Source organism: bacterium (genome assembly GCA_040753555.1).
Taxonomy (GTDB): Bacteria; UBA9089; UBA9088; order UBA9088; family UBA9088; genus JBFLYE01.
Genome location: JBFMDZ010000005.1, coordinates 1 through 14,222 on the forward strand (window position 1 = coordinate 1; position 14,222 = coordinate 14,222).

General features: G+C 35.2%; 14 protein-coding genes, 1 tRNA gene and 1 pseudogene. All 16 read left to right on the forward strand.

Annotated elements, in window-relative coordinates:
- Nucleotides 1-335: 335 nt before the first annotated feature.
- Complete coding sequence (folE, locus tag AB1630_00950) at nt 336-887, forward strand: GTP cyclohydrolase I FolE (protein MEW6102380.1); 552 nt, start codon at nt 336-338, stop codon at nt 885-887.
- Entirely contained in the window at nt 874-1,038 is a 165-nt protein-coding gene (locus AB1630_00955) for a hypothetical protein (protein MEW6102381.1), read from the forward strand. The genes folE and AB1630_00955 overlap by 14 nt, the downstream gene beginning before the upstream one ends.
- A gap of 98 nt (nt 1,039-1,136) precedes the next feature.
- Nucleotides 1,137-1,754 (forward strand): hypothetical protein, encoded by a 618-nt coding sequence (locus tag AB1630_00960; protein ID MEW6102382.1) that lies wholly within the window; start codon nt 1,137-1,139, stop codon nt 1,752-1,754.
- A complete protein-coding gene (locus AB1630_00965; GenBank protein ID MEW6102383.1) occupies nt 1,754-2,140 on the forward strand; it encodes a retroviral-like aspartic protease family protein in 387 nt (128 codons plus the stop codon). The genes AB1630_00960 and AB1630_00965 overlap by 1 nt, the downstream gene beginning before the upstream one ends.
- Nucleotides 2,137-4,950: an ATPase domain-containing protein gene (locus AB1630_00970; protein MEW6102384.1), complete on the forward strand. Its 2,814-nt coding sequence runs from the start codon at nt 2,137-2,139 to the stop codon at nt 4,948-4,950. The genes AB1630_00965 and AB1630_00970 overlap by 4 nt, the downstream gene beginning before the upstream one ends.
- Nucleotides 4,951-5,033: 83 nt before the next feature.
- Entirely contained in the window at nt 5,034-5,579 is a 546-nt protein-coding gene (locus tag AB1630_00975; protein ID MEW6102385.1) for a hypothetical protein, read from the forward strand.
- Nucleotides 5,576-5,722, forward strand: a pseudogene (locus AB1630_00980) (double zinc ribbon domain-containing protein). The gene AB1630_00975 and the pseudogene AB1630_00980 overlap by 4 nt, the downstream one beginning before the upstream one ends.
- Before the next feature lie 542 nt (nt 5,723-6,264).
- Nucleotides 6,265-6,335: transfer RNA gene (locus AB1630_00985), tRNA-Gln, on the forward strand.
- Nucleotides 6,336-6,568: 233 nt separating this feature from the next.
- Nucleotides 6,569-8,458 carry a CARDB domain-containing protein gene (locus AB1630_00990; GenBank protein MEW6102386.1) on the forward strand — a complete coding sequence of 630 codons (1,890 nt, stop codon included), beginning with the start codon at nt 6,569-6,571 and terminating at the stop codon, nt 8,456-8,458.
- Between the two features lie 73 nt (nt 8,459-8,531).
- Complete coding sequence (locus tag AB1630_00995) at nt 8,532-10,769, forward strand: molybdopterin-dependent oxidoreductase (GenBank protein MEW6102387.1); 2,238 nt, start codon at nt 8,532-8,534, stop codon at nt 10,767-10,769.
- Nucleotides 10,766-11,455: a Crp/Fnr family transcriptional regulator gene (locus AB1630_01000; protein ID MEW6102388.1), complete on the forward strand. Its 690-nt coding sequence runs from the start codon at nt 10,766-10,768 to the stop codon at nt 11,453-11,455. Before AB1630_00995 ends, AB1630_01000 begins: the two co-directional genes overlap by 4 nt.
- Complete coding sequence (gene infC, locus AB1630_01005; protein ID MEW6102389.1) at nt 11,456-11,971, forward strand: translation initiation factor IF-3; 516 nt, start codon at nt 11,456-11,458, stop codon at nt 11,969-11,971.
- Between the two features lie 158 nt (nt 11,972-12,129).
- Nucleotides 12,130-12,618, forward strand: a complete 489-nt coding sequence (locus AB1630_01010) for a prepilin-type N-terminal cleavage/methylation domain-containing protein (GenBank protein ID MEW6102390.1) — start codon at nt 12,130-12,132, stop codon at nt 12,616-12,618.
- The gene (locus AB1630_01015; protein MEW6102391.1) at nt 12,615-13,127 is read left to right on the forward strand and encodes a type II secretion system protein; all 513 of its coding nucleotides are present in this window, start codon (nt 12,615-12,617) and stop codon (nt 13,125-13,127) included. Before AB1630_01010 ends, AB1630_01015 begins: the two co-directional genes overlap by 4 nt.
- Nucleotides 13,128-13,778: a hypothetical protein gene (locus AB1630_01020; GenBank protein MEW6102392.1), complete on the forward strand. Its 651-nt coding sequence runs from the start codon at nt 13,128-13,130 to the stop codon at nt 13,776-13,778. It begins immediately after the preceding gene.
- Complete coding sequence (locus AB1630_01025) at nt 13,775-14,221, forward strand: pilus assembly PilX N-terminal domain-containing protein (protein MEW6102393.1); 447 nt, start codon at nt 13,775-13,777, stop codon at nt 14,219-14,221. Before AB1630_01020 ends, AB1630_01025 begins: the two co-directional genes overlap by 4 nt.
- The last annotated feature ends 1 nt before the right edge of the window (nt 14,222 follow it).

Below are 14,222 nucleotides of genomic sequence, written 5' to 3' on the forward strand. Positions count from 1 at the left end.
TACAAAAAACAAAGAAGAAAAAACCAAAGGGAAAGGCAAAAATCACTATAAATATAGAAGGATAGAGAAGATAAAAGAAAAAAATGATGATTTTTAATGTGTTTAAGTTTTTATCGAGAATTACTAGCACTTTATACTTCTTATTCATATTCACCGACCTCCTTTTTACAACTTCATTGTTGTATATATAAAATATCGGCTAAATTACTTATAAAGTTAAATGTTACAGACCACTAGTTAAGATTACAGTTGAGCTTCATCCATACTTAACTTAACAAAATTCTAAATTTTAGTTTTAATTGCATAAATTTTTGCAATTATTTATAATTTAGGAAATGGAAGATTTAATAACAAAGCTCATTGAGGCACTTGGAGAAGACCCAAAGAGGGAAGGGTTGGTTGATACACCAAAAAGGGTTTCTTCTTCCCTTAAATATTTGACATCTGGCTATTTGGAAGACCCTGTTGATGTATTAAAAAAGGCAATATTTATTGAGGAATATGATGAGATGGTAATAGTTAAGGACATAGAGCTCTTTAGCCTTTGTGAGCATCATCTTCTGCCATTCTTTGGAAGGTGTAATGTTGCTTATATTCCAGATAAAAAGATAGTAGGATTATCCAAAATTGCAAGGGTTGTTGATATTTATGCAAGGAGGCTTCAGGTTCAAGAGCGTCTTACTACACAGATAGCAAATACAATTAACGATGTTTTGCAACCAAAGGGTGTTGCCGTTGTAATAGAGGCTTTACACCTCTGTATGACAATGAGGGGTGTTGAAAAGCAGAATCCTCGCATTATTACATCCTCTATGCTTGGCTTATTTAGAAAAAATAAAAGCACAAGGATGGAGTTTATGGAGCTTATAAAAAATGTATCTTCTTGATAAAAATTCTGATAATACAGAGCTTTGCCTAGGAATAGCAAGGGATGGAGCAATTGCCAGAGGGATAAATGATATTATTGTTGCCTCAACCACAGGAAAAACAGGCTTAATTGCTGTAAGGATGCTTCAAGGAAGCGGGATAAACCTTTAAATTCTTTGAAATGAGGGTAATTGAAATATTGGCAAAGCCAAAGTGAAAAACTCTATTGACAAGATTTTGTTTTTGTTGTTATTATTTAAAGTGATAAAGTGGAAGCAATAATAGATAAGATTTATGATTTTATAGTGAGTGAGGATTGTTACGGCAGTAATTTGCGGACAATAGTGGAAGATATAGAAAAAGGGTATGTTACATCTCAAACAAAAATATCATCTGAAATATTAGAAGAAAGGCTTAAGTCATTAGAAAAAGGGTTTAAATTAAGAGAGATAAGGAAGTATATTTTAAACAATAAAGACCAACTAGCCAATCTTTTTGAAGAGGATATAAAAAATCGTTTAGAAGAACCACAAAGAATAGATTGCTCACTTGAAATAGAAATAGGAAAAGAAGGAATTACATTTCGTATTATATTATGGGTGGGGGTTCTTGTTAATATTATAGTTATAGATGATGATGTTCCTCCCGAAACAAAGGCTGTCTTAAGGGAAAAAGAGGCATTTTTAGCAATGGAGAAGAATCTTATTAAAGAATGTTTTGGAAAGTGTGTGGCAATTATAAATGGTAAAATAGCTGGCATTGGCGATAATGAAATAGAATTGGCTATTAAGATTTATAAAGAGCGTGGTTATATTCCAATGTATCTTACAAAAGTTGGTGAGAAAGAAAGGGTTATCAGAATTCCATCACCCAGGATAAGATTGTAGTGAAATATAATTATCTTCCTATTCCCTTATATCCAGATTCTCCACTTGCCCCAATTTTAGAGATAGAGGTTTGTGATCCACTTCAGAAAAAGAAGGAAAGGGGGATATGCTTGTTGGATACAGGTGCAGATATGACAGTTATTCCAAATAGAATTATTGTGGCATTGGAGCTTAACCCAGCAACAACTGTTCGTTGCACAGACTATAAAGGAGAGGAAAAAGAACGAGGTGTATATATAGTTAGGATATTCTTAGGAAATTTTGAACTTTTTTGTGGCTTTTGCACAGAAACCAGAGAGGACATAGGTCTTATTGGAAGGGATATATTGAATCAATGGGTTGCTCTATTTGATGGACCTAAGCAGGAATTTTCTCTAAAACAATGAGAGAGATTAATCTAAAGGATAAAATCCTTGGCCTAGAAGGGTTAGATATTATTTTAAAAAACAAGCCTTTAGAATACGGTATTGACCCTAACCAAGGCTATAATATCCTTGTCAAGGGACTGCCAGGAACAGGAAAAACTACCTTTGGGCTTGCATTGCTTGATGAGCTTTCTAAAAAGAATAATAAAAAAGCAGAGGTTCTTACTATGCTTGAGAAAGGATATCAGATTTTTGAGATATGTAGAATATTTGGTTTCTTTGAGATGCATAAGAGATTAGAAGATAGAGAAATAAAGGATAGGCTTGTGGTGACTGAGGGAGACCATAGAAGATTTGCCGATTTGGACTTTATGCTTGGGAAAGAAGCTATAAGGTATTTAATGATAGATGGGATTAGTGCTGTAAAATATAGACCACTTAAGGAGCAGATGACATTCCATGGAAAAATAGAGGAGATTCTTGATGAGTTAAAAAAAAGGGGGGCTTTCACTATTATTGTATCAGAGGAGCCAAGGGAGACAGAGGATAGATTTTTTGAATATATTGTGGATGGGATAATTCATCTTTCAGTTGAGGGAAGGGAGCGCTATCTTGAAATATCCAAGCTTAGATGGAAGGATTATTATCTAGGAAAGCATAGCCTTAGGCTCCAATCAGTAGAAAGATTTCCTGAAAACTACGGAGTTTCCATATTTCCTTCCATAAGGTGCTATTTCCCAGAGTCCAGAAAGATAAAGAAAGCATCTAAAATACCATCGGGTATTTGTGGGTTTGATAGACTAGTAGGAGAAGGGTTCTTGCCAGGTGAAATAATTCTTTTAATGGGAGAACCTGGCTCAGGAAAGACCACCTTTGGAATGCAATTTCTTAAACAAAAGAGTGGTGGCAAAAGCCTTTGCATATCCCTTGAATATACCCTTGAAGAAATCAAACAAATATATGATAGCTTTAAAGATGAAGGTCTAAAAGAATTTATACAAGGTGAAGATGAAAATTATTTATTTGTCTATTTCAATCCTTCTGATAGTGACTTCCTATTGGATGAATTTAGTAGTAAAATCATTTCTATAGTAAAGACCCATAATATAAGTAGGGTCTTGATTGATAGCGTATCCTCTCTAAAAAATAGATTTACGAACATTGGAGAATATGCAAGTTATATCTCATCTTTAATTAGGGTGCTTAAAAATCTTAATGTTACATCAATCCTAATCTGGGAAATGTCCTCATATTTCCCATCCCTTGCTTCTCTTGAAACATATAACTCTGAAGAGGTTGATACAATAATTGCCTTAAGGCACTATGATTTTAATAATGCTATATCCCGTGGATTGGTGGTCTTAAAATCCCTTGGAAAGGAGCAGAATGTAGCCCTACAGAATATGTATATAACCCCTAATAAAGGGCTGTATCTGGAAGAGAAAGGGTGGGCTAAGATAGGATTGCTTAGTGGACAACCTGAAAGTATTAGTGAGGCTAAATTATTCTTTAAGTTTTTCTATCAAAGCAAATCCCACCATGAGGTAGAAGAGGGTGTGTTTGAGGAATTTAAGGGTAGATATCCTAAGGAAACATTTACAAAAGTCCTTAAGACTAACCCATCACCAACCCACTGGAGTTTTAAGGGTTATTATGGGGCTGGCCATTCTAATACCAAAGTTATTTCTGCAAGGAAGTATGTAATGGATATGCTCAGGAAAAATGGGACCTTAACTCCTTTGCCAGAGGATATTTATAATAAATATAGAGAAAGGTTTGAAAGCACTCTTCTTCGGAAGGATAAAGATTACAAAGAATCTTGTATGGTTCCTTACTATGCAGATGTAGGTGTTTTGGTTTATCAAAAGGTATTTTTATTGGCTTTAACAGAAGGGATAACCATAGAAAATGCAAAGAAGGAAATGGAAGATAAAGGAAAGGTGGTACAATACCCAAAAAATTGGGATGAAGTAAAAGCATTAAAGGAGAAGTTTCTTGGAAGGAAGGATGAATTTAGACAGGGAGGAATTTATTATCTCCTTATAATACCCAATACAGTAGCTGATACAAGACAATTTATGACCTTCTTTTTGGAACTATTATTGGCACATGGAGGAAAAATGGGGCCTTTTGAAACTGTCTATTGCACAGATTTAGATGAATGTCGGAATGTCCTTATTGAAAATATCCAAAGTCCAAAATTTGCAGAGACTTTAGAGTTTATGAAGGATTTGGTTGGTGATGGAAGGGCAGTGCCAAATCCAAATATCGGGGGTAATTATCATTACTCTATCCTTTCAAGAAGGTGGTATGGAAAGATGGAGTTGTTTGAGAAAGATAAGAGAGAATTAGAGAAAAAAGGAAAAAAACTTGATTTCTCAATTGCCCCCTTGCCAGAAATTAAAAGTGAAATAGGAAGCTTTTCTTGTCTTGATTTGTATTTTTTGGGGATAATAAAGGGTGCCCTTGCTCCAGAAACAGGATGGATGTTTATCAATGAATTATTAGAGTTTTATGTGGACATTGGACAATGCGAACAAAGGCGAGGTCTTCCTATTGTTAAAAAGGAGGTTTATGGCTCAGACTTATTGAAAACTTCTTTGCGTCTTGATTACAGTGTTATAAACTCTATACTTTTTCCTGATGATGGAAAGAGAAAAATTACAACATTTAGAACATCTGATATCCCTTATTACTATTATATTGAGCGTTTGCTTGCACCCATCATTAAAAATATCTTTGTTGAAGGCAGTTCTTCTGAGAAGATTCAAGAAGATATTGTGAAGGAGCTTAATAATAAATTTGTAGAGTCTTATCTTTCATCCATATAATTTTGAAGCACAACCTCTATCTATACTTGGTTTATTTAGAAAAAATAAAAGCACAAGGATGGAGTTTATGGAGCTTATAAAAAATGTATCTTCTTGACAAAAATTCTGATAATACAGAGCTTTGCCTAGGAATAGCAAGGGATGGAGCAATTGCCAGAGGGATAAATGATATTATTGTTGCCTCAACCACAGGAAAAACAGGCTTAATTGCTGTAAGGATGCTTCAAGGAAGCGGGATAAACCTTATTATCGTAACCCATAATGTTGGATTTAAGGAAGAGGGAGCCTATGAGTTAAGTAATGAAAAAAGGCTGGAGATAATTGGATTTGGAGCAAAAATTCTTACTGGAACAATGGTTTTAAGGGGATTAGGAGCAGCAATAAGGGATAAGGGGGGATATACACAAGAGCAGATTGTTGCAGATGCTTTAAGGATATTCGGACAGGGTGCAAAGGTATGCTGTGAGATAACCGCTATGGCAGCGGATAGTGGGCTTATTGGAACAAAAGAGGTAATAGCTGTTGCAGGAACAGGACACGGTGCTGATTGTGTCTGTGTAATCAAGCCTGCCTCGTCCAATAAATTCTTTGAAATGAGGGTAATTGAAATATTGGCAAAGCCAAGATGAAGCCCTTGTCTTTGCTTCTTGATTTCTTTTTGCCTTCTGATTGCAAGCTCTGTAAATTACCACTTGAATATGATGAAACATATATTTGCAAGGTTTGCTTTTCAAAGGTAGAAGAAATTAAGCCTCCGCTATGCAGAAGGTGTGGAAGACCATCTTTTTCTATTTTCTGCCTTGAATGTAGAAGAAAAAGGAGGTATTTTAAAAGGGCTATGTTTTGTGGGGTATTTAGTGGTGTTCTAAAAGAGGCAATACATATATTCAAGTATGAAAAGAAGGAAGGCCTTTCAAAGGAGCTTGGCAATCTGATGTGTAAGGCATTGGATAAGGCAGGGTGGAATGTTGATGTAATTGCCTCTGTTCCACTCCATAAGAAGAAAGAAAGGGCTCGTGGTTTTAACCAAACAGGGCTTTTGGCAGAGATAATAAGCAAAAAGAGAAATATCCCACTTTTTAATGGGCTTATAAAAAAGATTGATACCCCATCACAGGTTGGATTGCTTTATAATGAAAGGAGGGCAAATATAATAGATTGCTTTACATTAAAGGATAAGGATAGGATAAGGGACAAATCTATTCTTTTGATAGATGATGTTATGACAACAGGGACAACAATAGAGGAATGTAGCAAGACCCTTTTATCCTCTGGTTGCAGAGATGTATATGTCCTTTGCCTTGCCTGTACTATTGGGGAGTCGTCTAGTGGTAGGACACAAGACTCTGGATCTTGCTGCGGAGGTTCGAATCCTCCCTCCCCAGAATTTACAGATAAAGAAGGAGATGGGTAAAAGGAGGATTCGAAGCCCGAAGCGAAGCGAAGGGCCGACACAAGAGATTTTGTTAGGCGAAAAAGGAGATGAGCGACTTTTGAGCCTTAGAAAATCCTTGGGGAGAGCCCTCCCTCCCCAGGGTTTGAAGAATAACAAAATAATGATATTTTTAGAAAATAGCAGATATAGACAAAAAAAGCAGCAATTTTTTATACTATTTTTATGAAGAAGATAATCCCTTTGCTTTTTTCTATATTTATGTTTCCAGATATTGACTGGAATTTTCAGGTTCCCTCTGGCCTTTCCATAGATAAAGCTGATAGGATATATGTTGCTTCCTCTGGAAGCTGCAGGATAAAAAGGTATGCAAGCGATGGAAGGCTTTCTCTTGAGTTTGGAGAAAGGGGAGAAGATGATGGATACCTTGATGGGCCAATGGATGTAGCTGTAAATTCCAAAGGTGATATATATGTAGCTGATACCTGGAATAACAGGATTTCTGTATTTTCTCCTGACGGCACATTTAAGATGAATATCGGTGGCTTGGGAGAGGGAAAAGGAAGGTTTAAGTATCCAAATTCTATAGCCATTGATAAAGACGATTATCTCTATGTTGTTGATTCTGGAAATGCTGTAATTCAAAAATTTTCTTCTAATGGAAGATTTATTATGGAATTTGGAAAGAAAGAGGGTTTAAAATGGCCTTGTGGAATAGCAATAGATGAGGATTTATATATTTCTGACACAGGGAATAATAGGATTATGAGGTTTTCTCAGGATGGAGGGTTTATTGAGTCAATAAGGGGGATTGATAATCCAAGAGGAATAGCATTTTCTTTTGATAAAAGCCTATATGTTGCTTGTAGCTCTTCTATTATGAAGCTTGTAAATAATGAATTTGTTCCATTTATTAAAGGCTTGTCACATCCTATGGATATTGTTTTTACAAGCTCATCCATCTTTGTTTCAGAAGGAGGAGAAAATAGGGTTTTAAAATTTTCTTTAGGTGGAATTTTTGAAAGTGAATGGAGGGCTTCTGGAAAATCTTTAGAAAGGCTTAACCTTCCCTATGATGTTGCTTTGGGTAAGGAGAATATGTACATTGCAGACACAGGAAATAATAGGGTGCTTTGCCTTGACTCCTTTCTTAAGCCAAAGCGTGTTTGGGATGTTCCCTCTCCTATTGCAATCTTTGTTGATTCTTATGAAAATATTTATTGTGTAAGTTCAAGGGAAAATGTGGTTATAAAATTTGACAACCTAGGAAATGAGATGTTGAGATTGGAAAACCTTATCTCCCCAAGGGATTTGCTTGTAGATGATAAGGAAGAAATCCTTATTCTTACATCTTCTGATGTCTTAAGGTTTTCTTCTCTTGGCTCCTTGCTTGGAACACTTTGCACAGGTCTTAAAGACCCATCTTGCATTACAAGGGATAATTTTGGATTTATCCTTGTCTCTGATGGTAATACAATAAAAAGGTTTTCGCAATCTGGCATATTGATAAAGACAATAGAAAATTTGCAATCTCCATCTGGGATTGCAATTGACGAAGATGACAATATCTATGTAGCAGAGAGGGAGAAAAATTGCATTTTAAAGCTTGATTTCTATGGAAAAATTATTGATGTAATAAATAATCCAAAATTTTTATATCCCTATGGATTAACCCTTGATAATGATGGAGGCCTTTACATTGCTGATTGTGGAAACCATAGAATAGTGGTTTTTGGAAAAAAGAGATTTTTTGAGGCTATAAAAGAGAAGGAAGTGGTTAAATCCAGGTCTAATCTAGCTGACCTTATTGTTTCCAAAATAGAGGTTTTAGAACCAAATCTTGGGATATGGACAAACATAAAGGCAACAATAAAGAACGAAGGGGATGTTAAGGCAGATTTTATTAGCGTAGGTTTCTTTTGTAATTCTTCTAAAATTGGATTTGGAAAGATAATAAAAACCTTAAATCCAGGAGAAACAATAATAATAAACACAATCTGGCTTCCAGAAGAAATCGGCACACAAACAATAAAGGTTGTTGTGAACCAAGAAGACAAGACAAAAGAAGAAAACAAAGAAAATAACATAAAGGAAATAGGGGTATTTGTTTATTGAATTTAATTTTATTGACTTACTTTACTTTTTTTATTAAAATTTTGTTATGATAAAAAAGGGTTATCTAATTTAAGTGAAAATCACAATTGATAATAGAGAAATAGAGGTCTCTCCCAATATAACCATCCTTGAGGCGGCAAAGCAAGCTAATATAAAAATTCCAACCCTTTGTTATGATAAAAGGCTTTCGTCCTTTGGTGCCTGTAGAATTTGTATTGTTGAGCTTGAAGGAGGAAGGGAAAGATTTACAACATCTTGCACAACACCTGTAGCTGATGGAATGAAAATAAGGACAACCTCACCTGAGATAATAAAGGCAAGAAAAACAATTCTTGAGCTTATTTTAGTAAATCATCCCCTTGATTGCCCTGTCTGTGATAAGGCGGGTGAATGCGAGCTTCAAAACCTTGTCTATGAATATGGGGTTTCCTCTAATAGGTTTTTGAGGTTTAGAGAGGATACAAAATTAAGAAAAGATTATGAAAGCCCCCTTATTGAGAGGGATATGAATAGGTGTATTTTGTGTGGAAAGTGCGTTAGGGTCTGCGATGAGCTTGAAAATAAGGGGGAAATCTCATTTGCAAACAGGGGACAAAGGACTTTGATAACCACAGATTTTGAAAGGCCCTTGGATTGTGATTTTTGTGGTATGTGCATTGATATCTGCCCTGTGGGAGCACTTTCTTCAAAGCTTTTTAAATACAAAGCAAGGGTATGGGAGCTTGAAAACAAAGAGATAATTTGTCCATTTTGCAATGTTGGATGCAGGCTTATAACAAGAAGCAAAGATGAAAAAATTCTAACAGTAGAGGGAGGAAATGGTATAAATGAAACCTCTATGTGTGTAAAGGGGCATTTTGGCTGGGATTATGTTTATTCAGAAAAAAGAATTACCAGCCCCCTTATTAAAAAAGATGGAAGGCTTAAGGAAGCAAGTTGGAATGAAGCGCTAAATTTAATTACAGAGAAATTTCAAGGCTTAAAGGGAAAAATTGCTTGCGTTGTTTCTTCCAGACTTACAAATGAAGAGCTTTATTTGGCAAAAGAATTTACCTATCGCTGTTTAGAAAGCAAAAATATTTTTTGTCTGGATGAGAGCTTTTCTGGTTTTGCTAGCCTTTCATCCTCTTTAGGATATATTCCATCTCAATCCCCTTCTTCTATTAAAGATTCTGATTGCATCCTTCTTGTTGGCGATGTTTCAGAAAGCAACCCTGTGCTAAATACCTTTATAAATTATGCTGTAAAAAACAAAGAGGCAAACCTTATTTCTATAAGCCCAATAGAGACAAAGACAACAAGGATAGCAACCCATAAAATACTTACAAGCCCTGGAAAGGAGGAAGAGACCCTCTTTAAAATGGCAAGGGTAATTATTGATGAAAATATTTGTAATTGGGATTTTATCCATCAGAAAACAGAGGGTTTTGATTATTTAAGAGAGACCCTTTCAAAATACGAGCCAGATGATAAAATAAAAGAAGCAACTATTGCTTTTGCTAAAGCAAAAAGCCCTATAATTATTGCAAATTTTTCTGATATTATCAAATCTTGTTGTAATCTTTTGCTTCTTTTGGGAATGCCAAATAATATAATTATCTGCGGAGACAGGACAAATTCAAGGGGTGCTTATGAAATAATAAAAAATTCTCCTTGTGATTTGAGGTCTTTAGAAATAAAAGGCTTATTTCTTATTGGAGAGATGGTTTCCAATGATATTATTAAAGAAAAAGAATTTGTTGTAGTATCCCATTTATTTATGAGGGATGAGATTATGGAAGTAGATGTTATCCTTCCAAGCTCATCATCTTTGGAAAAGGATGGAACATATACCTCTCTTTTTGGAATTACACAAAAAACAGAAAGGGTTTGTTTCCTTCCTTCTGTAAAGTCTTCTCTGGAGATTTTACAATTGCTTTCTCTAAAAATGGGTTGTGAGATAGGAATAAGGGAGGAGGAAGGAAGAAAGGAATTTGAAAAGGGGAAATTCTTTATAAAAGAACCAATTAAGGAAAGCGAAGGTTTAGGATTTGATATTATCATCTCTTATAATCACTTTCATTCTGGATATACATCCCATTATTCAAAGACCTTGATGGAGCTTTCACCTTTTCCTATTCTTAAAATGAACAAAAACGATATACAAAGGCTTAACATAAACCAGAGGGCAAAGATAATGTTAGAAAAGCCAATTGTTATGAAGGTAGAGGAGGATAGAAATGTAAGGGAAGGTATGGCTGTTATTATGGAGCATCCAGATATAACCCATCTATTCCCAAAAAGGGTTTTTAAAGCAATGATAAGTCTATGAAAAAAAGTGATTTTTTAAGGCTTATTCCTATATTTTCTTCTTTATCTCCTAAGGAATTACAGGGTTTAAGCGAAATTGCTGATATTAGAACATACAAAAAAAATAGCCTTTTCTTTGCAAAGAATGATTTAGCAACCTATCTCTTTATTGTTAAAAAAGGAAGCGCAAAGGTTATTATAGAACATGAGGATGGAAGGGAAGTGATTCTTTCTATTCTATATTCAAGGGATATATTTGGTGAGATGTCTTTGCTTGACGGAAGACCAAGGTCAGCAACGGTAATCGCCAAAGACGATTGCGAGGTTTTGCTTATTGCAAGGTTTAAATTCTTAAGCTTTCTTAAAGAGCACCCTGGTATTTCCATAAAAATATTAGAAACCCTTTCATTAAAGCTACGGAAAACAGACAATCAGGTTAAAATCCTTACCCTGATTTCTGCTGACGAAAGGATAGCCTCTTTTCTTTTAAATATGATAGAGGAATATGGAGTAAAAAGAAAGGATGGGGTATTGATAGATATTAAACTTATTCATCAGGATATAGCAGATATGTGTGGAATAAGAAGGGAAACATCAAATCGGGCAATCTCAAGATTTATAAAGGCTGGCTTAATAAAGAGGGAGGGAAAGAAAATAGTTGTCCTTGATAGAATCGCTCTTTATGAAAAGATGAAGAAAGGGTTATAGTTGAAAGAGAAAAGGCTTTTTATAAACGAGGCCATCAGAGCCCCAAAGATAAGGCTTATTGATCAAAATGGGAATCAAAAAGGGGTGGTTTCAAGGTATGAGGCATTACAGGAGGCAAGGAATGCCGGGCTTGACCTTGTTGAGGTATCATTTGATAATTCCATATCCGTATGTAAAATTATGGATTATGGAAAATATATGTATTCCCAGAATAAAAAGGCAAAAGAGGGAAAGAAAAAACAAAAGGCAATTCAAGTAAAAGAGGTAAAATTAAGACCATCTACAGATGAGCATGATTTTACCTTTAAGGCAAATCAGTCAAAGAAATTTTTAGAAAATGGCTGTAAGATAAAGGTTGTTCTTAATTTTAAGGGAAGGGAGATAGTGCATTCAGAGATAGGAATGAATACCATTACAAAATTTGCTGATTGCCTAAAGGATTTTTCTTTTGTTGAAAAAAGGCCATATTTTGAGGGAAAAAGGATAGTTATGGTCATTGCTCCAGCGAAAAAATAATTTCCTCTCCCATTGGAATAAATGCCTTATATAATGCCTCTTTGTCATTGCTGAACACATACCCTGTATCTGTTCCTGTTATAAATATGCCTTTCATAAGATTTTTTTGACAAATGATATAATATATATTAAACTTAAATTAGACAATAGAGAAAAAAATGAAGGTATGCTTTTTAAAAAAAATGGGATTTACATTGATTGAGATGCTTGTTGTAATAATAATCATTGGTGTTGTATTAGGGATTACTATAATAAAGATAAATTCTTATTTTGCTATGATAAGGCTTAAAACAGCAACGCAGGATTTTATCCAAGACCTTCAATGGGCGCAAGAGAGGGCAAAAAGTGGAACAAGAACAACAGTTATCTTTGGAACCATAACACCACCATTGGCATATACAGGAACATATACAATTACAGAAGGAGAAACAATTCTTGAAAACCCAATCTGGCTTTCTGATACAGAAAGAAAGCGTGATATGAGCAAATTTCACCTTTTAACCAATATTCCTATTGCTACGGCTACGCTTTCATTTGCTACTTTAACAGGCTTTGTTTCTTATGAAGTAATAGGTAGCTTAACATTTAGAAATAAATCAAGATTTGTAACAGTTTCAAGGCTTGGTAAGATAGAAGAAAGAAAATGAAGACGGGATTTACACTTATTGAGATTCTTGTGGCTATGGTTATAGTATTAGGAAGTGCTCTCTTTCTTCTAAAGGCAATAATCACTACCCAAAGGGCAATAATCTTTTCAAAGCATAAGCAAGAAGCGGTATTTCTCCTTGAGGAAAGAATAGAAGAGATAAAGAGCATCCAGTGGGCAACCGCAACAACAAGAAAAGGATCAGAGGGAGAGATTGTTGATATAAAGGATGAAGATATAACCTGGTATATAGGTGGTATCCTTACAAAAAGCGTAGGTCCAATTAATTTCTTTATAATCCCAGGAACTGAGACAGGAATTGGTCCTGCCGCTGGAAGGCCAAGTGTAGGAAGTGGCACTTTGGATGTAAGGGAAGATAATATATTTGGAGGAACATTTAGTGTATCCTGTGCCTGGATAGAGGATAATAAATGGTCAACAATAACCAATACAATATATATAGCACCAGATAATGCATTCTTTGAGGAGAGCAAGAATTTTGTTGATTAAATGAAGAAAAAGATGGGTATAACTTTGGTTGAGCTTTTAATCTCCCTTGTTTGTATGGTGGCGATGGTCGGTGTTGTCTATCAGATTTTCTTAATGACAGAGAGGATTCATATAAGAACAGGGGCAAGGGTAGAGGCTGAATACAATATCAGGGAAGCCCTTGACCTTATGACCTCTGAATTAAGGCATGCAGGATACAGATATTGGAATCCCTTTGATGAAGATACTGTTAATTCTCCAAACTTTGCATATGATGTAGATAGGATAGGAATAAATTCATCAACAAGTACAGCAATCTTTGAGGGAGACTTTGATGAAAGTGGAACCGTACAAGAAAATGAGCATATTACATATGATTTTGCTTCAAATACAAGAACCCTTCGTAGGGGAACTGGTAAAGAAGCAGTGAATTGGAATACGGTTGCTAATAATATAGATGATGTAACATTTACATATAGGGATGCAAATGGAAATATTGTAAATATGCCAGCAACAACTACGGATGTTACTGATACAATAAGAAGCATAGATGTAGGTATTTTATTTAATTATCCTATAAGGGGAGAAGGTAGAACCTTAACCACAAGGATAGATACAAATGTGAGGCTTAGAAATACATATTATGTAGCTAAGGTAAAATCTTTAGAATGAAGAAAAAGGGTGTTGCTTTGGTTCTTGCTATATCCATTATATTTATCCTCCTTTTTGTGGGCATAATACTTGTCCTTTTAGCAAGAAGGGAGACAGGTCTTACTGTAAGCTTAAAAAATAGAAATGAGGCTTTTGATTATGCTGAGGCAGGGATAAATCAGGCTCTTTATGCGTTCCAGGCATTTGGCTCACATGGAGCATTTGCAGAACCAGATGGATATAGAATTGATTTTGAAAAGGGTTGGTTCACAAGAGAGGGATACCATGTAATAGTAACATGGATTGGCCAAAGACCTCCCTCTGGCTATCAACAAGGACCACAATTTCTAGCACATGGATCTTTTCAGGGTTTTTATTACCATGTTCGAGCAGAAGGGTTTAAAGGGAATATAAGGAGGGTTGTTCATCTTACTGTAGAGAGGGTATATCCAGTAGAAAAGTAGA

Coding starts and splice junctions, on each gene's coding strand:
- folE (MEW6102380.1), top strand. CDS start 336: ATGGAAGATTTAATAACAAAGCTCATTGAGGCACTTGGAGAAGACCCA.
- AB1630_00955 (MEW6102381.1), top strand. CDS start 874: ATGTATCTTCTTGATAAAAATTCTGATAATACAGAGCTTTGCCTAGGA.
- AB1630_00970 (MEW6102384.1), top strand. CDS start 2,137: ATGAGAGAGATTAATCTAAAGGATAAAATCCTTGGCCTAGAAGGGTTA.
- AB1630_00975 (MEW6102385.1), top strand. CDS start 5,034: ATGTATCTTCTTGACAAAAATTCTGATAATACAGAGCTTTGCCTAGGA.
- AB1630_00990 (MEW6102386.1), top strand. CDS start 6,569: ATGAAGAAGATAATCCCTTTGCTTTTTTCTATATTTATGTTTCCAGAT.
- AB1630_01000 (MEW6102388.1), top strand. CDS start 10,766: ATGAAAAAAAGTGATTTTTTAAGGCTTATTCCTATATTTTCTTCTTTA.
- AB1630_01010 (MEW6102390.1), top strand. CDS start 12,130: ATGAAGGTATGCTTTTTAAAAAAAATGGGATTTACATTGATTGAGATG.
- AB1630_01015 (MEW6102391.1), top strand. CDS start 12,615: ATGAAGACGGGATTTACACTTATTGAGATTCTTGTGGCTATGGTTATA.
- AB1630_01020 (MEW6102392.1), top strand. CDS start 13,128: ATGAAGAAAAAGATGGGTATAACTTTGGTTGAGCTTTTAATCTCCCTT.
- AB1630_01025 (MEW6102393.1), top strand. CDS start 13,775: ATGAAGAAAAAGGGTGTTGCTTTGGTTCTTGCTATATCCATTATATTT.